The organism is Ruminococcus sp. N15.MGS-57 (assembly GCF_000980385.1).
Taxonomy (GTDB): Bacteria; Bacillota; Clostridia; order Oscillospirales; family Ruminococcaceae; genus Hominimerdicola; species Hominimerdicola aceti.
On the sequence record NZ_LARF01000041.1, the window covers coordinates 1 to 18,026 of the forward strand.

At 43.4% G+C, this 18,026-nt stretch carries 12 protein-coding genes and 1 rRNA gene; 12 read left to right on the forward strand and 1 reads right to left on the reverse strand.

Annotation, left to right across the window (positions count from 1 at the left end; translation table 11 throughout):
• Positions 1–98 precede the first annotated feature (98 nt).
• On the reverse strand, positions 99–2,387 hold the full coding sequence (recQ, locus tag WS40_RS08575) for a DNA helicase RecQ (RefSeq protein WP_046441692.1): 2,289 nt from the start codon (positions 2,385–2,387) through the stop codon (positions 99–101).
• Positions 2,388–2,722: 335 nt separating this feature from the next.
• Here recQ and WS40_RS08580 point away from each other — a divergent pair, with 335 nt between their 5' ends.
• From WS40_RS08580 to WS40_RS08635, 12 genes are all read left to right on the forward strand, one after another.
• Positions 2,723–5,233 (forward strand): EAL domain-containing protein, encoded by a 2,511-nt coding sequence (locus tag WS40_RS08580; RefSeq protein WP_325208499.1) that lies wholly within the window; start codon positions 2,723–2,725, stop codon positions 5,231–5,233.
• A gap of 83 nt (positions 5,234–5,316) precedes the next feature.
• Positions 5,317–7,653 carry a diguanylate cyclase gene (locus WS40_RS08585; protein ID WP_046441694.1) on the forward strand — a complete coding sequence of 779 codons (2,337 nt, stop codon included), beginning with the start codon at positions 5,317–5,319 and terminating at the stop codon, positions 7,651–7,653.
• A gap of 294 nt (positions 7,654–7,947) precedes the next feature.
• Entirely contained in the window at positions 7,948–9,201 is a 1,254-nt protein-coding gene (gene hflX, locus WS40_RS08590; protein ID WP_325208500.1) for a GTPase HflX, read from the forward strand.
• A 350-nt stretch (positions 9,202–9,551) separates the two neighbouring features.
• Positions 9,552–10,574 carry a 3-deoxy-7-phosphoheptulonate synthase gene (aroF, locus tag WS40_RS08595; protein ID WP_022288572.1) on the forward strand — a complete coding sequence of 341 codons (1,023 nt, stop codon included), beginning with the start codon at positions 9,552–9,554 and terminating at the stop codon, positions 10,572–10,574.
• Positions 10,575–10,686: 112 nt separating this feature from the next.
• On the forward strand, positions 10,687–11,157 hold the full coding sequence (locus WS40_RS08600; RefSeq protein WP_046441695.1) for an LURP-one-related/scramblase family protein: 471 nt from the start codon (positions 10,687–10,689) through the stop codon (positions 11,155–11,157).
• Positions 11,158–11,206: 49 nt separating this feature from the next.
• Positions 11,207–12,316, forward strand: coding sequence for a 3-dehydroquinate synthase (gene aroB, locus WS40_RS08605; protein ID WP_046441696.1), 1,110 nt, complete (start codon positions 11,207–11,209; stop codon positions 12,314–12,316).
• Between the two features lie 12 nt (positions 12,317–12,328).
• A complete protein-coding gene (aroA, locus tag WS40_RS08610) occupies positions 12,329–13,558 on the forward strand; it encodes a 3-phosphoshikimate 1-carboxyvinyltransferase (protein WP_046441697.1) in 1,230 nt (409 codons plus the stop codon).
• Positions 13,559–13,644: 86 nt separating this feature from the next.
• A complete protein-coding gene (aroC, locus tag WS40_RS08615; protein ID WP_046441698.1) occupies positions 13,645–14,736 on the forward strand; it encodes a chorismate synthase in 1,092 nt (363 codons plus the stop codon).
• Between the two features lie 27 nt (positions 14,737–14,763).
• On the forward strand, positions 14,764–15,363 hold the full coding sequence (locus WS40_RS08620; RefSeq protein WP_022288567.1) for a DUF4364 family protein: 600 nt from the start codon (positions 14,764–14,766) through the stop codon (positions 15,361–15,363).
• A gap of 106 nt (positions 15,364–15,469) precedes the next feature.
• Positions 15,470–15,973 carry an RNA polymerase sigma factor gene (locus WS40_RS08625; protein ID WP_046441699.1) on the forward strand — a complete coding sequence of 168 codons (504 nt, stop codon included), beginning with the start codon at positions 15,470–15,472 and terminating at the stop codon, positions 15,971–15,973.
• Positions 15,966–17,063, forward strand: a complete 1,098-nt coding sequence (locus WS40_RS08630) for a hypothetical protein (protein WP_046441700.1) — start codon at positions 15,966–15,968, stop codon at positions 17,061–17,063. Before WS40_RS08625 ends, WS40_RS08630 begins: the two co-directional genes overlap by 8 nt.
• A gap of 602 nt (positions 17,064–17,665) precedes the next feature.
• Positions 17,666–18,026 (forward strand): 16S ribosomal RNA (locus WS40_RS08635); the annotation flags it as partial.

The following is an 18,026-nucleotide window of genomic DNA, read 5'->3' on the forward strand; positions in this document are numbered from 1 at the left end:
TACCCTTTTAAGGGTGGTTGCAGTCTTTTTTTATTGCGCGTTTTTTTACAGCGCCTTTTTTTCTGCATGAATGAAAACAGCCGCAAAATCGCATTTTATTATGAGTTTTGTGCATCTTTGCTGAGTATCTCCTCTATGTTCTCAAAAATAAATTCCTGCGCCTGCTTTGGGAAAAGTATCGTCTTGTAGCTGTTTCCAAGCTGTGATATTTTTTCACGTTCTATTATTCCTGCTTCAGGGGAAAGTATTGTAGTTTCAAGAAAGCCCCTTCCGTTTGCTCCGTCTTTTGCAAGATAATTTTCACCTATGAGCCATTCTTTTATGGCAAGTTTTATGCTTCTTATATCGCCGTCTGTGCCGAGCTGATAGAAAATGCTGTCGCATACTTCTGAAAGGGTCATATCCTGTTCTTTGCCTGAAAGCTCACCTGCGTGGGCGATTATATATTCCTTTGTGCTTTGACCGCCTTCCGCCATCTGTTTTTGCAGATAGCCCGCTGGGATATATTTATAACCCGAAGCGGCGTCAGGATTTTCCTTGAGATATTTCTGTATCTCGGCTACAAAGTATCTTCCATAACGTTCCTGCTTTGACTTTCCCACCCCTGAGATATTCAAAAGTTCCGTCTGCGTCTTAGGCAGCTTTATACACATATCACGCAGTGAAGCGTCTGTAAGAATGATATATGCAGGCAGACTCGCCTGTGTCGCAAGCTTGCTCCGCACAGCTCTGAGCCGTCCAAAAAGCTCCTTGTCAAATGTCGTAACTTCGTCCCTGCCGATTTTTGTGACCGTTTCGCTCTTTGGCTTTTTCTTTGGAAGGCGTATTGTAATAGTCTTTTTGTCCATTAATATCTCTGCAGACTTTCTTGTAAGAGTAAGCACAGAAAAATCCCCGTGTGAAGTCTGTGTGATGTAATCATCAGCTTCAAGAAAAGCTATGAGCCTGCGGATATATACCTGCGTGGAGTCTTTCATTATGCCGTAGGTTGAAAGAGTGGAAAGGTCAAAACGCTTTACCTTTTCGGAGTCTGAGCCTTTAAGTATCTGTGCTATGACACCTGCTCCAAAAGAAAGGTTTCGCTGGTGAAGTCTATAAATGCAGGAAAGCACCTTTTGGCAATCCACAGACACGTCAACTTCTTCTGTTTCTCCGAAATCACCCAAACAGCCTGAGCAGTTCTGACAAGGCTTGTCCTGCTTCTCGCCGAAATATCCAAGGATAAACTCTCTCAGACAGCCGTTTGTATTGCAGTAATCGGTCATCTTTTTCAGACGCATAAGATCACGTTTGCGTATCATTTCAAGAGTGTCATCGTCAAGGTCGGGATTGTCATGTGAATTGTTTATAAGAAACTTGTTGGTCGCAACGTCCTGACCGCTGTAGAGCAAAATGCACTTTGCTTCGTTGCCGTCACGTCCCGCTCTGCCTGCCTCCTGATAATAGCTTTCAATATTCTTAGGCATATTATAATGTATTACATAGCTCACGTTTGATTTGTCTATTCCCATGCCGAAAGCATTGGTCGCCACCATGACCTGGACACGGTCAAAGATAAAATCGTCCTGATTTTTACGCCTTTCCTCATCAGAAAGTCCTGCATGATAGCGTGAAGCGTTGTAGCCGTCGGCACAGAGCTTTTCACACACGCTCTCAACATTTTTTCTTGTAGAGCAGTAGATTATTCCGCAGTTGTCCTTGTATTTCTCAACTATCCTCACTGTTTCACTGTATTTGTCATGAGGGTGAGAAACGCCAAAGTAGAGATTTTTTCTGTCAAAGCCTGTGGTTATGGTGAAAGGGTCACGGAGTTCAAGCATTTTGATAATGTCCGCTTTTACTTCTGCGGTGGCAGTGGCGGTGAATGCGCTGACGATAGGACGGTAGGGAAGTTTGCCAAGAAACTCGGGTATCTTCATATAGGAAGGTCTGAAATCCTGTCCCCACTGAGAAACGCAGTGGGCTTCGTCCACCGCCAGCATGGATATCTTCACCGACGAAGCCAGTGACAGAAACGATCCTGTCATCAGCCTTTCAGGTGCAACATATATTATCTTGTACATACCACGGGCGGCGTTTGATATAGCCATTTCATACTGTGCCGCCGTCAGTGACGAGTTCAGATACGCTGCCCTCACTCCCGATTGTATCAGCGAGTTCACCTGATCTTTCATAAGGGATATGAGTGGCGAAACAACTATAGTTATCCCGTCAAACATAAGAGCAGGTATTTGATAGCACATAGATTTGCCTGCGCCTGTTGGCATAACTCCAAGGCAGTCACGCCCTGCAAGTATGCTGTCTATTATCTGCTCCTGACCGTTTCTGAACTGAGAGTGTCCGAAAAAGTCCTGAAGCACTGAATACTTATTGCGAAAATCTGTCATTTTATCCTAACTTTCCATTGTGTGTATGCTTATATTATACTACCAAAAACCAGCTAAGTCAAACAGATATACAAAATTCCATGCACGATTTTGTAACATCTTTTCCTTAGTCGCTATTGTAATTTTATCGTGATTATGTTATAATAGGCTTGATAAATAATTAGTTATAAAAATATAAAAAATTAACAAATCTCCAAAGGAAGGATTGTCTGAACACAGTCGAATATTCAGGCATGGTGAAGATCATGGATATGGAAAATAAATTGTGGCAAAGCTATTTTGGCGCTGTCTGGGGAAAGGTTTGTTCAATATGGCACAATATCGGCGGGTTTGTTATGGACGAGAAAAGCGGAGAGTTTTATGCCGATGAAAACTGTCGTGCTCTTATGGGACTTAGAGAGAACACAGATTATGACAAGTTCAGAGATATAGTTGCATTGAACGGCGGAGGACGAGATCTTGGTCTGCCGTTGTGTATAGAACTTCTTGACACTCCAAGTGGCATTACCGCCGGAATAGTGTATCTGTCGAAAGAATATATGTCAAAAAGTGTTTTTGAAGGGCTCGACATTATACCACAATCAGAGCTTGTAAGACTTCTTGATGGAATGACACGCTCATCATTGCTTGCTCTTGTAAGATTTGATGGAGCAGGGAAGCTGTTGGATTCAGACTACTGCATAGGGGAGGCACTTAAGGCGGCTGTTGCGGTTTTGCCTGAAAATACTGTGACGGCATTCAATTCAGACGGTCAGTTTTGGATATATGTTCCACGCTTTGGAGGTAAGCCTGAGGAATTTGCTGACAATATCCGTAAAGCGGTGAAGGAGTGTTGCCTGCCAGATGAATTTGGAGTGAGATCGTCTTCAAATCATTCGCTGTCTGTGACGGCTGGCATAAGCAGCGGCTTTGAAGTGCCAGCAAGACTCATGCACGCAGCAGGCTTTGCACTCTATGAAGCTAAGGCAAAGGGTGCAGGCAGTATTTGTTGCTTTGATCCTGAAAAATATGCAAAGCAGAAGAGTGATATCGAGAGTATCAGGGCTTTTTCAGAACTTCTTGATAAAAATCTGTTTACATATCATTTTCAGCCTATCGTTAGTTCTTCAACAGGCGAGATAGTCGCTTATGAAGCGCTTATGAGAACAAAGGGAAATATAGCACTCAATCCGCTTCAGATACTCAACTGTGCTAAAAATTTTGGCAGACTTTACGATATAGAGAAAGCTACACTGAAAAATACTCTTAAATATCTCAGCAAGCATCAGCTCGATTTTGAAAACCGCAGGCTGTATATAAATTCAATATCATCTCATGCTCTTGACGATAAGGATTTTTATGCGATCGTCAATGATTATGGCGAACTTCTTGAAAAGGTCGTTATCGAAATGACAGAGCAGACAGAGATCAGCGAGGACGACCTCGATAGAATAAGGGTGCGTCTTGAAAAGAACAATATGAGCCTTGCTATTGACGATTACGGCACAGGCTATTCAAATACATCGAATCTTCTGCGATATGATCCTGAGGTGGTAAAGATAGACCGTTCTCTCATTTCTGGCATTGACCAGAATCCTAAGGCTCAGAAGATAGTTTCAAAAATGGTGGAATATTTCCATTCAAGCGGATATACCGCACTTGCAGAGGGTGTTGAAACAAGCGAAGAACTTAAAACCATGATATATTTCGGCGTCGATCTTATTCAGGGTTATTATGTTTCTAAGCCGAAGCCTGTGCTTATCCACGATATCTCGGAAAATATCCGTGAGGAGATAGTGGCTTACAGTATCGAGGCTGGAGATAAAGATAAAAAGGTCTTCCACGCTGAGGATAATGACGTTATCGACCTTGCTGAGATGTATAAAAAAAGATATTCTGACATTTTTCTCGGCACAGGTACATTTACTCTTTCAGGAAAGGCTGAGGACGATCATGCAGTGCCTCTGTCTGTGACAGTTGGTAGTGGTGTTGATTGCGTCATTCACTTGAAAAACGCATGGCTCACTACATATGGGGAACTACCGAACATAAAGCTTGGCACTGGCTCGAGAGTAAGGATAGTGTGCAGCGGTGAAGATCATATAGACGGCAGGGGCATTTATGTCCCAGAGGGATCATCGTTAGAGCTCGTAGGCTCAGGTGAGCTTTATGTCAGATCAGAGTCGAAGGATTGCTATGCAATAGGCACTGACAGCAGGCAGCCTTGCGGAAGGATAACTGTCGCAATGACAGGTATTCTTGATATAACTGCAAATGGCGACAAGTGCGTTGGAATAGGCGGAGGAGGCTGCAAAGATGGTATTGTCATTGCAGGCGGTGATATAGCTGTAAATTGCAGTGGTGATAGGTGCGTTGGTATTGGAAGCATCGACGGCGACGCAGATGTGACTATATCAAACTGTGGCTGCAGGCTAAAGCTTGCGGCAGGAATGTCAGTGGGCGTTGGTGCTGTAAAGGGCAGTGCTGATATAAGCATTTCAGATTATAACATGAGTTGTGAGCTTTCTGGAAATAACCTGACTGCAGTGGGAGTTATGAGTAACGGAACCGGAAGGATATGTATTCTTGATGGCAGACTCAACATTTCCATGAAGGGAAGAACTCTCAACTGTGTGGGAACAAGGGACGGCGAGCTGGATTGTGAGCTTAAAAATACTGTCTTTAAGCTTTATTGCGAGGGTGGTTCTGTTTCAGGTGTTGGAGATAAAACAGGTAAAGGTGACGTGACAGCACAAAGCTGTCAGTTTGACGTAATGTTCCTTACAGGCGATGGCTGGTGGCTTGGAAGTCCGAATGGTACGCTTTCAGTAGTCGACTGTAAGAAAGATATCAAGATAAACAAATAAGGCAAAGCCCATAGGCGTGCCTTGTGTGACGCTGCTTTAGATCGTCTGAAGCAGCACGGCTGATTTGTACGGAGGATCATGAGATGATGAATGATACTGCTAAACGCAGACGTATAAAAATAGGACTTTTGGTGAGCCACCTTGAAGATGATTTTGACGATGCGGTTGCAGAGGGCGCAATGATAGGCGCAGAGCAGTGCGACGCCGACCTCGTTATTTTTCCAGGCAGATATATAGATGGGGTCTATGCCGATAAGCTGAGAACGGTGTATGAGTATCAGTATAATACTTTGTTCGATATGGCGGCGGCAAATAAGTTCGACGTTCTGCTTGTGCTTATCGGCACACTTGGAACATATCTTGACAACGAGCATAAGGTTCAGTTTTTGAAAAAATTTGCTGGAACGCCTGTTATAACTATAACGGCACATATTGATGGTTATCCTTGTATCATGCTCGACAACAGAACGGGAATGAAGGAGGCTATAGAACATCTTATAAAGGTGCATGGCTGTAAAAAGATAGGTATGGTAAGCGGACCTAAAACAAGTGATGATGCCCTTGAAAGACTTGACGTTTACAAGGAGACTCTTGAGGAAAATGGTATCATCTATGACGAAAAGCGTGTTGCATATGGTAATTTTTCAAAATTCTGTGTTGACGAAGTCGGAAAGCTAATTGACGATAATCCAGAACTTGAAGCTATAGTTTTTGCAAACGACCAGATGGCAATCGCAGGCTATAAGGCTATGGAAGAGCGTGGAATACGTCCTGGTAAGGATATCCTTGTGACAGGCTTTGATGACGATCCAGTGGCTGAGGAGCTTAATCCGCATTTGACGACTGTCAAGGCTGACCCTTCTGAGCTTGGCTATCATGCCGTTCAGGAGGCTGTGAACTATGTTATAAATAAGGCTATAAACAACGATAAGATCTCTTCAGAAATGGTAAGAAGAAATTCCTGCGGCTGTCAGGGCAACTCAAAATTAAAGACCATATCTTTTGGTCGCATATCAGATGATCCGGAAGCGTTTGCAAGAAGAATGAGCCAGTTTTTGTTCAATAAATACAGTGCAAGTGAAACAACTGCGAAAATGCGAGAAGTTTACGTCAAGATAATATATGCTCTTGATGATTATGCCCGTGAGGAAAATCTTGATAATGAGATCAAAAAAGACAAAGTATTAGAAATGGTCTCAACTCTTGCCAGTGAAGAATTTTTTAGGTTTGTGAACGTTGATGAGCTTTATGCTTCTGTTGAGTATATTCAGCAAAAGCTTATCTCTCGTTTTGATAACGTGGAGAAGCATTTGAAGTTAAATCAGACTTTTATTCAGATATACAAGATACTGGCAGAACGCAATGCGAATTATTGTAAGGAAAAACTTGAGGATAATGAGTTTCTTGCATGGCAGGCAAATTCTATCACAAGGGATATGCTTGTATTTGAAGCTTATGATGACAGAGCATATGAGACCGTTGTGGATAAGCTTACGAGGCTTCATATGGAATCAAGCTTTCTGTTCAGCTTCGAGCCTGCCATTATTCACTTTGGTACAGATAAGTGGCAACCGCCGGAATATATGTATCTCAAAGCCTATCACAATGGTTCTGACGCTATCCAGCTCCCGCATGAAGAGCAGGCTGTAAAGTATACAGAGCTGTTGTCGAATAAGTATCTGCCAACAGACAGACGTTATACATTAGTGGTATCACCATTGTTCTCTAACGAGGAGCATTACGGAATACTGATGTGTGAGATAAAGCATGAGTATTTTAATTATTTGCAGTCGGTGACAGTTCAACTTTGTGCGGCACTTAAAATAATAACCTTGATGAAGCAGCAGGCTGTTACCCAGAAGCAGCTTAAAAAGAGCCTTATCGAGATCAAGGAGAACAATGAGCTTCTTCGAGATCTTTCAAGGCAGGACGCTTTGACGGGATGCTACAATCGAAGGGGATTTTTTGAGGAGCTTCGTAAAAGACTCAGCAATGACAAAAACGAGGGTGAAAAGGCTATCATGGTCTTTGCCGACCTTGACTGTCTGAAAACCATAAATGATAAATTTGGTCACGAGGAGGGCGACTTTGCTATACTATCTGCGGCAAAGATACTTAAACACTCTTTTGGCAACAGCGAGATAGTGGGTCGTATAGGTGGCGATGAGTTCGTTGTATGCGCTTTTCTTGATAACGCAATAGATATCCCGTCAATGAGAAATCATATAGAAGCGGTCACAAGAGAATACAATATTAAATATGCCGCCGATAAGCCATATATAATCCATACGAGCGTAGGCGTTTATCCGTTCGTATGCAGTGCCACGCTTGAGATAGGAGAGCTTCTCAGCCATGCTGATATCCTGCTTTATGAGGAGAAAAAGCATAAGAGGAGCATACTTAAAAGCGATTATGAATAACATTTGCAGGCTGTCTGAAAAAGGCAGCCTGCTTTTTGTTTTTATGCTTGACAAAATATCATGGCTGTGATATAATAAAACATATTTTACGAAAGGAGCGTCGGATGACATGAGAATTACAAGAATATGGGTGAGAAACTATTAAACCGAATATCAGGCAGGTGCATTGGCACGAGCCGCTCCGACTCTTCCGTATAACGTTTTGGTTACACGCCTGAGGGTGTGTTTTTTTATGCCTGAAAAAGCCGAAGAGCGGCTTGATAACAGACATTAGGAGTGATTAATATGGCAGAAATGTTTGACAACACAATAAAGAAAGACCGTGTGCTGCTTGCGGCAGTGGACACAGGTTCGTATGATGTGGAGCTTTCCCTTGACGAGCTTGAAGAGCTGACAGAAACAGCAGGCGGTGAGGTGATAGCGAGAGTAACACAGAAAAGGCCGTCCTTTGACAGCGGTACCTGCATAGGCTCAGGCAGGCTTGAAGAAATGGCTGAGATATGCAGAAATGAAAATATTGACAGGATAGTTTTCGACTGCGAACTTACAGCCACACAGATAAGAAATATCGAGGACGTGTGCGGTGTTTTCACTATCGACAGAACTATGCTCATATTGGATATCTTTGCTCAGCGTGCGACTACTCGTGAGGGCAGATTGCAGGTAGAGATAGCACAGAACAAATACAGACTTCCAAGGCTTGCAGGCATGGGAACTAATATGTCACGTCTTGGCGGTGGTATCGGCACAAGAGGTCCTGGTGAGTCGAAGCTTGAAACTGACAAGCGACACATCAGAACACGTATTGCGGCACTTTCAGACGAGCTTAAGGAGATAGAGAAGCGTCGTGGGCTTATGAGAAATCGTCGCAAGAAAGACGGTGTTCTTACAGCGGCGATAGTGGGCTATACAAACGTGGGCAAATCCACACTGCTTAATTATCTTACAGAAGCGGGCGTGCTTGCAGAGAACAAGCTTTTTGCGACTTTGGAAACAACATCAAGGGCTATAGAGCTTCCTGACGGCAGGTCGGTGACGCTTATTGACACGGTAGGACTTATCAGACGTCTGCCGCATCAGCTTGTGGAAGCTTTCAAATCCACTCTTGAAGAGGCGGCAAGTGCGGACGTTATAATCCATGTGTGCGACGCCTCGGCTGAAGACTGCGAGGAGCAGGCAAAAGTTACCCTTGAGCTGCTCAAAGAGCTTGGCTGTGAGGGAATACCTGTGGTGACAGTGTTCAACAAGTGCGACAAAGTGCCTTATATAAACGAGCTTGACACATCAGGTGAAGCGGTGAAGATATCCGCCAAAAACGGCACAGGCATTGACAGCCTGCTTGCGGCTATACAAAAGGCATTACCCGAAAACAGCGTAAGATGCAGGCTTCTTTTGCCTTTTGACAAGGCGGGTCTTGTGAACACCATAAGGCAGGAGGGCAGGATATTCAGCGAGGATTATACCGCTGAGGGTATCGTTCTTGACGCTCTTGTGGATATCAAGGTCTATCATCTTGTGGAAAGCTATAAGGTAAAAAATGAAGAATAAAGTGTTTTTCAAACGTTAAAAAAATGTAAACTCTCGGCAGGACTATTGACAAGCCCTGCCTGTGAGAGTATAATGAACGTGGTTAGCAATAACAAATAAATCGAAAGGAAAAAACAGAATATGTCTACTGTTATCATGTCTGCAGTCTTTACATACTTCTTTATGAGCTTGAGCTACTTTTATGGCTTCGAGTTTTTTTGGCGTGTGAAGAAAGCGACGAGATCAGAATAGGCGTATAGAGAAGTTTCTGTTTTTATATATGCGTTTATTATAAGCCGTGGCTTTCTTGTAAAAGAATGTCACGGCTGTTTTTATTGCCTATACAAATTTGATTTTCGGAGGAAAGTAACATGATCATCGTATTGAAAAACAATTCACAGGAAAAACAGGTAGAAGAGCTTTTGAACTGGCTCGACCAGTTCCACGTATCGACGAATCTGGTAGAGGGCGTTCATTCAAATGTTATCGGTCTTATTGGCGACACAACTCAGATCGATATAGAAGCAGTTCAGGCTAAGGAATGTGTTGAAAATGTACAGCGTGTTCAGGAGCCTTACAAGAATGCTAACAGAAAGTTCCACCCTGATAATACTGTTATCGACGTTGCAGGCAGAAAGATAGGCGGTGGAAAGCTTCAGGTCATCGCAGGCCCTTGCTCTGTTGAAACTGAGGAGCAGATAATCACAACTGCTATCGCTGTAAAGGAAGCAGGTGCAACAATGCTCAGAGGTGGCGCATTCAAGCCAAGAACTTCACCATATTCATTCCAGGGTCTTGGCAAAGAGGGCATCGACCTTCTTATTCAGGCTAGAAAGATAACAGGTCTGCCTATCGTTACTGAGATCATGGATCTTTCTGATCTTGACTGCTTTGCTGACGTTGACGTTGTTCAGGTGGGAGCAAGAAATATGCAGAATTTCACACTTCTCAAGGCTCTCGGCAGAAGCGACAAGCCTGTTCTTCTCAAGAGAGGACTTTCATCAACACTTCAGGAGCTTCTCATGTCCGCTGAGTACATAATGTCTGAGGGCAATCAGAACGTTATCCTTTGCGAAAGAGGTATCCGCACATTCGAACCTGCCACAAGAAATACTCTCGATCTTTCAGCCGTTCCTCTGCTCCAGCAGAAAACACACCTTCCTATCACTGTCGACCCTAGCCACGCTACAGGTATCGCTTCACTTGTTGAGCCAATGGCACTTTGCGCTGTAACAGCAGGCTGTGACGCACTTGAGATAGAGGTACACAATGACCCTAAGAACGCATGGAGCGATGGTGCGCAGTCACTTACTCCTGCACAGTTCGCTGAAACAATGAAGAAAGTTAAGGCACTTTCCGAGTTCATGGGCAAGCCTCTTGATGTAAACGAATAAACAAGACATTGAAAAAGAGGTGTTTTCGCACCTCTTTTTCTTTACAAATATTCAGTTATGTGGTATAATGTTTTAGGACTGTAAATGGATAAAGTACAAAGGAGGAAGAACGATGAAACTTGTGCTTAAACAAAGGCTTTTTTCATGGTTTGACAGCTATGATGTGTGCGACGAATACGGTAACGCAGTTTTCAGCGTAAAAGGCAGACTCGCATGGGGTCACTTGCTGGAGATATACGACAACATGGGAAACAAGGTCGGCGTGCTGAAAGAAAAGGTGCTGAAAATTTTCCCTACCTTTGAGATATACATAGGCGGAGAGTATATGGGCTGTATAAAGAAAGAGTTCACCTTTTTCAAGCCTAAGTTCGACATAGACTTCTGCGGCTGGAGAGTGGATGGTGATATTTTCGGCTGGGACTATTCCGTTTATAGCGGTGCTGAACAGATAATGTATGTGTCAAAGGAGCTTTTGCACCTTACTGATACCTATGTCATAGACGTTTATGACGATAGCAATGCTTTGGCAGGATTGCTCATTGCACTTGCGATAGACGCCGAGAAATGCTCAGACGGCAATTAGGCTTTTATGATAGCTGTGTAAAAGATTGTACTGAAAGGTTTTGATATTAATGAAATTCAACTGCGAGCTTAAAAGGGTCGTGGACGATTCTTATGATATAGAAATAGGCAGAAAATTGCAGGATACGCTGGTAAGCGACCTTAAAGGCGGTCTTGTGGGGAAGATAAAGAAATTTGCCGTTGTGACTGATTCTATCGTTGTGAATCTCTATGGCAGAGATATTTATGACAGGCTCAATGCCGCAGGCTTAAAGGCTGAGCTTTTTGTGATACCTGAGGGAGAAAAGTCCAAAACCAGGCAGATGAAAGAGTTTGTTGAGGACTCTATGCTTGAAAAAGGCTTTCGCCGTGACTGCTGTGTGGTAGCCGTTGGCGGCGGAGTTGTCACAGACCTTGCAGGCTTTGTTGCAGGAACATTCGGCAGAGGAGTGCCTTTTGTGAATTATGCCACAACGCTCCTTGCGGCGGCTGACGCATCAGTTGGCGGAAAAACTGCCGTTGATACGCCACTTGCTACAAATCTTATAGGTCTGTTCAATCAGCCCAAGAAAGTTTATCTCGACATAGACACATGGAAAACTCTGCCTGAAAAACAGCTTTCAAGCGGTCTTGCGGAGACTATAAAGCACGGCTGTCTTGGTGATAAGGAGCTGTTTGAGTATCTTGAAAAGAACGTGGAAAAGGTGCTTGAATGTGACGGTGAAGCCTGCGAGTATATCGCAAAGAAAAACTGCGAAGTCAAGTACAAAGTGGTAATGAAAGACGAGAGAGAGTCGGGTCTGAGAGAGGTGCTTAATCTCGGTCACACTGTCGGCAGAGCTATCGAAACTGTGTCTGATTATAGACTATATCATGGAGAAGCTGTAGCTATCGGTATGGTGGCACAGTCAAGATTGGGCGAGAAGCTTGGCTTTATATCCCATGAAAATGAACAGCGTGTGGAAAAGCTTCTTGAAAGGGCAAAGCTGCCTACAAAAATACCTGACTATATTGACAGAAAGGCTCTTGTGAAAAAGCTTTATACAGATAAAAAGGTCCGTGACGGAAAGCTGAGATTTGTTTTCCAAAAAGAAATAGGCGAGATGATGTGCTTCGGTGAAAATCAGTACGGCAAAGAGATATCCGAGGAGCAGATAGCTGAAATAATCACAGAGATGTAACGGAGGATAGCGATGAACATAACTGTATTTCCGAAAAAACTCAGCGGACAGGTGACAGTTCCGCCCTCAAAAAGCGTTGCGCACAGAATGGTGATAGCGGCGGCGCTGTCAAATGGCGTTTCTGAGATAACAAATCTTTATCCCTCGGTGGATATCCTTGCGACTATGGATTGCATGAGGGCGCTTGGGGCGAAAATAGATTTTGACGGCGATAAGGCTGTGATAGAGGGCATAAAGGATATTCCTGAGAGCGCAGTTTTGGATTGCTGTGAGAGCGGCTCAACGCTGAGATTTCTCATACCTGTTGCTTGTGCGCTTGGGGTGGATACTCAGTTTATCGGCAGGGGCAGGCTTCCGCAAAGACCTATCACACCATATCTTGAAGAGTTTCCAAAGCATGGCGTAAGCTTTGAATATGACAACACTATGCCTTTTTCCGCTAATGGGAAGCTCACAGGGGGCAAGTTCTATATTGACGGTGGAATATCTTCTCAGTTTATCACAGGGCTTCTGTTTGCTCTGCCGCTTCTTGAGGAGGACAGCGAGATAATACTTACTTCTCATTTGGAGTCAAAGCCATATGTTGACATAACTCTAGGCACTTTGAGAGAGCATGGCTGTCAGGTTGAGGAAACAGAGAACGGATATTTTGTAAAGGGCGGTCAGCATTATATGCCTTTCAGCGGCAGAGTTGAGGGGGATTATTCTCAGGCGGCTTTCTTCAAGGTGGCAAATTCTTTGGGCAGTGATATTGATATCGAAGGGCTTTCTGAAAAATCTTTTCAGGGAGATAAAAAAATTGTTGAAATATGCGAGAAAATAGTGTATAATAAAAATGGCGGTTTGCAGCCTTTTGACCTCGACTGTTCGGATATACCAGACCTTGTGCCTGTTCTTACGGTACTTGGAAGCTTCTGCGAGGGAAAAAGCTATATACGAAATGCCGCACGTCTTAGGATAAAGGAGTGCGACAGGCTATCGGCTATCTCACAGTGCCTTAACGCAATTGGCGGAAAGGTAACTGAGCTTGAGGACGGATTGGAGATAGAGGGCGTTGGCTCACTGAATGGCGGAGAAGTTGACAGCTTCAACGACCACAGGATCGCAATGTCAATGGCGGTGGCTGCCACAAGATGTACTTCACCACTGAAGATAAACGGTGCGGAGTGCGTCAGCAAGTCATATCCCGATTTCTTTGAGGTATATGAGAGCATCGGAGGAGAGATAAGCCGTGAGCCTTAACGCGGGCTAGTACAAAAATTTGTACTGATCTGGCGGGTATCTGCCGTTATTTATACAGGCTTTATAAGCTGACAGGAGGAAGTAAAATGTCATCAACATGGAACAACAATATAGGCTTTACCGTTTTCGGTGAGAGCCACGGCCCTGCAATAGGCGTTGTTATGGATAATGTACCGCCGGGGGAGAGCATCGACCTTGACAAGATATATCAATTTATGGCAAGAAGAGCGCCTAAACAGAACAAGACCTCTACACAGAGAAAAGAAAAGGATATGCCGCAGATAATGTCTGGCTATTTCAACGGCAAGACTACGGGTACTCCTCTTTGTGCGCTTATAGCCAACACAGACCAGCATTCACAGGATTATTCAAATCTTTCAAGGCTTGCAAGACCAGGCCACGCTGATTATACAGGCGCATTGAGATACAGAGGCTTCAATGATGTAAGAGGCGGCGGACATTTTTCAGGCAGGCTTACTGCGCCCCTATGCTTTGCAGGAGCAGTGGCAGGTCAGATACTTGAAAAAAGAGGTATCTATGTGGGCGCTCATATTGCAGAAGTCCATGGCATAAAGGATAAGGCTTTTGACCCTATCAACACAACTAAGGACATGATAAGGGAAGTTCGTGGAAAGGAGTTCCCGACTATTATCGACGTTCAGGGCAACGAAATGATAAAGGAGATAGACAAGGCAAGAAAGGATAAGGACAGCGTTGGCGGAATTATAGAATGTATCGCTATCAATGTTCCGGCCGGTATCGGTTCGCCTATCTTTGACGGACTTGAAAACTCTATAGCTCAGCTTATTTTCGGTATCCCTGCGGTAAAGGGTCTTGAGTTTGGTGCAGGCTTTAAGGTGGCGGAAATGACAGGTTCAGAGAATAATGACGAGTTCTATGTAAATGATAAGGGTCACGTTGTGACAAAGACAAACAATCACGGCGGAATACTGGGCGGAATAGCTTCTGGTATGCCTATCACACTTAGAGTGGCTTTCAAGCCTACTCCGTCAATAGCAAGACCGCAGGCAACTGTGGACTATTCAGCTATGAAAAATGAAACTCTCGAAGTAAAGGGCAGACATGACCCTTGTGTTGTTCCAAGAGCTGTGCCATGTGTTGAGGCGGCTGTTAATATAGCTTTGCTCAATCATATGCTTGAATACCCAAATTTTTAGAGAAATTTCCAAAGGAGGATTGATAGCTTGGTACAAAATCCTGAGGCTCATATATCAGAGAACATGAAGAACATTTCCGACGTGTATGAGGTTCAAATACTTCTGGCTTATTTTCTCGGTCAGATAAATCAGCTTTGTACGCCTAATCAGCTTACTGAGATAGCCACGGGCGAAGGCGTTGTGAATTATTTTGTGTACACTGAGGCTGTCAGCAGAATGTTGGAAAACGGCACGCTGGAGCTTGCGGAAATAGAAGGCACGAATTACTATCGGCTCACTGAAAAGGGCATTGAGGGCGCTGAGAAATTCAAAAAACTTGTGCCGAAAAGTTTTAGAGATAAGATATATGCGGCAGGTCTAAGACTGTTCGTCAAGCTTAAAAACGATCGTGACGTAAGCTTTGATATAAAGCCTGCAAAGCGTGGTTATAACGTGCATTGCCGCTGCTGTGACGATGATATGGTGCTTATGGACATAACTCTTTACGCACCTGATCAGGAGCAGGCAAATTATATAAAATCAAAAATTCAGATGAATCCTACAGATTTCTATTGCAGAGTGGTGGACTATATAATCGAGAACGAGGAATATGTGCCGTCTGCTGCAGAGGAGCAGGGATTGTTCTAAAGAAGGTGGAGCCGTCTGGGCATATGCTCAGGCGGCTTTTGAAAAAATTTTTATATTTTGTGACATTTCGGGAGAGAAAAAGTATTTATTATAAAGGGGTGATCAAATGGACGTCAATTTGAAAAATACGCCTTCAGAGATAGACAGGCTTATAGATAAATATAAAAGTACCGTTTATGGAATCGCTATAGCACGTCTTGGCTCAAAAGCAGATGCAGACGATGTTTTTCAGGAAGTGTTTCTTGCAGCTTATCGAAAGGGGATAACAGTCAAGGACAATGATGAGGAGAAGTTCTGGCTTATCAGGACTACTCTCAATCAGTGCAAAAAGATAACATTGTCAAGCTGGCGCAGGCGTACAGTTCCCCTTGAAGAAAGAAAGGAAGAGATAAGCTTTTTCAGAAGCCGTGAGGAAAATGATGTTTTCTGCGCTGTAACAGAACTGCCTGAAAAATACAGAATGGTGGTCTATCTTTACTATTTTGAAGAGGTGTCTACTGATGAGATAGCAAAGATAATGAAAGTACGCAGTGGAACGGTGAGAATGCAGCTTACAAGGGCAAGAGAAATGTTGAAAGAAAAGCTGAAAGGAGGATATTTCTATGAATAAGGAATTTTTCAGAGGCATGAAAGAGCAGATAGAGCCTGATGAAGAGCAGGTCGAGGAGTTGAAAAATAAGCTCAAAAATACTGCGGCGGTAAGCAGGAAACCTATGTGGATAGGCGGAGTATGTGCGGCGGCACTGTGCGTGGCAGTTGGAGCAGGTCTGTTTTTATCCGACAGCAAAACTGATAAAAACAGCATAAAGACAAGCGGCAGTTCATCAGTGCAGTACAATGACAGTTGGTCGCCTGACCTTATAAATAGAAATGGGAACGGCTCTGACGGAAATCAGACAGTAGCTGGTGGCGAAACAGAGGACAGCATTGCCGACAGTACACATGATTCAAAGATCGACAACAGCAAGACAGACGATACGCATAATACAAACAACAATACGGGTGGAAATACGCACATAACAGACAATGACCGCATAAGTGACAACAATGGCGGAATTATTTCAGACAATAGTAATACAGAAAATACAGATAGTAATGCAAACGACAGCAAATCGGAGACCACATCGTCCAAAAATGAAACGGAAGACCCTATAGAGTTCGATGAAAAAGACCCTGTATACCCTGAGATATATGTGCAGGACGAAAGGCTTTTTGATATGACATTAAAGGGCAGGGCATTTGCATTCCCTGCAAAGTATAGTGATGTAGCGGATATGGGTCTTTGGGCGGCAGGTCTAAGTGGTTATTCTGAGAGCGTTGACCCGAAAAATTATGTGATAGCGGAAGATGATATGGAAACTTTTTTCAGTAATGGTGCAACAGGATATTCAGGAAGCATGACAATTGACAATAACACTTATGAGGAAGCGAAAGCAAGCGATTGTGATGTCATGGGATTGTTTTTGGATAACTGTCCTGAGTTCTCTATAGGCGGAATAAAGACTGGATCGACTATAGAGGAAGTGAATAAGACATTCGGTGTTAATTATACTAATGAATGCAGAACGCTTACTGTACATTCTCAGAACGGAGCTTTTACAGACAGCAAGGGTACTTTTACTTTAACAGTTGTATTTGCGTTCGATGACGGGGTAGTTTATAGTGTAGGCGAGTCAAAGATATATTCGACGTTCTTCTGATCGTCAATATTGTGTAAGTTTTGTACTGTTTCTGTGCAAAATAATGAAAATATCTATAAAAAACATAGAAACGGTACAAAACGCTTGACAAAATAGCATAAAAGTGATAGAATAAACAAGTCGCCTCGAGAGAGAGCGATAGAGGAAGAAGCGAAACGAAGGTAAAAGGTTCGGGAGAACAGAAGAGACCTGAGGAGTAGCTCAAAAAGAACTTCACAAAAGAGTTCAAACGAATTCATAAAGAATTCACAAAGAAAAGTCTTGACAAAGCTTAGCTAATATGATATAATAGATAAGCTGATTTAAGACAGCGCATTAGAAAGCACGAAAAAATCGGAAGCCAAAAAACTTTTTTGAAAAACTTCAGAAAAGGGGTTGACAAAAGATAAAAAGTGTGATATAATGTAAAAGTTGCACGACACAAAAGAGTGTAACGAAACAGCATCTTGAAAATTGAACAAAGACGAATAGTACGAAACCCTTGAGAGATTCTTTTGAGAAAAAGAATTAAAGGTCTAACATAAAGACGTAAAAGAAATGTACGTTCAGTGAAGTGAACTGAAACAGGATAACAAGAGCAGAAATGCTTTTGATATACAACTTTAATTAAGAGTTTGATCCTGGCTCAGGACGAACGCTGGCGGCACGCTTAACACATGCAAGTCGAACGAGAGAAGAGAAGCTTGCTTTTCTGATCTAGTGGCGGACGGGTGAGTAACACGTGAGCAATCTGCCTTTCAGAGGGGGATACCGATTGGAAACGATCGTTAATACCGCATAACATAATTGAACCGCATGATTTGATTATCAAAGATTTATCGCTGAAAGATGAGCTCGCGTCTGATTAGCTAGTTGGTAAGGTAACGGCTTACCAAGGCGACGATCAGTAGCCGGACTGAGAGGTTGATCGGCCACATTGGGACTGAGACACGGCCCAGACTCCTACGGGAGGCAGCAGTGGGG

Coding starts and splice junctions, on each gene's coding strand:
- hflX (WP_325208500.1), top strand. CDS start 7,948: ATGTTTGACAACACAATAAAGAAAGACCGTGTGCTGCTTGCGGCAGTG.
- aroC (WP_046441698.1), top strand. CDS start 13,645: ATGTCATCAACATGGAACAACAATATAGGCTTTACCGTTTTCGGTGAG.
- WS40_RS08625 (WP_046441699.1), top strand. CDS start 15,470: ATGGACGTCAATTTGAAAAATACGCCTTCAGAGATAGACAGGCTTATA.
- aroB (WP_046441696.1), top strand. CDS start 11,207: ATGAAATTCAACTGCGAGCTTAAAAGGGTCGTGGACGATTCTTATGAT.
- aroA (WP_046441697.1), top strand. CDS start 12,329: ATGAACATAACTGTATTTCCGAAAAAACTCAGCGGACAGGTGACAGTT.
- recQ (WP_046441692.1), bottom strand. CDS start 2,387: ATGACAGATTTTCGCAATAAGTATTCAGTGCTTCAGGACTTTTTCGGA.
- WS40_RS08630 (WP_046441700.1), top strand. CDS start 15,966: ATGAATAAGGAATTTTTCAGAGGCATGAAAGAGCAGATAGAGCCTGAT.
- WS40_RS08580 (WP_325208499.1), top strand. CDS start 2,723: ATGGACGAGAAAAGCGGAGAGTTTTATGCCGATGAAAACTGTCGTGCT.
- WS40_RS08600 (WP_046441695.1), top strand. CDS start 10,687: ATGAAACTTGTGCTTAAACAAAGGCTTTTTTCATGGTTTGACAGCTAT.
- aroF (WP_022288572.1), top strand. CDS start 9,552: ATGATCATCGTATTGAAAAACAATTCACAGGAAAAACAGGTAGAAGAG.
- WS40_RS08585 (WP_046441694.1), top strand. CDS start 5,317: ATGATGAATGATACTGCTAAACGCAGACGTATAAAAATAGGACTTTTG.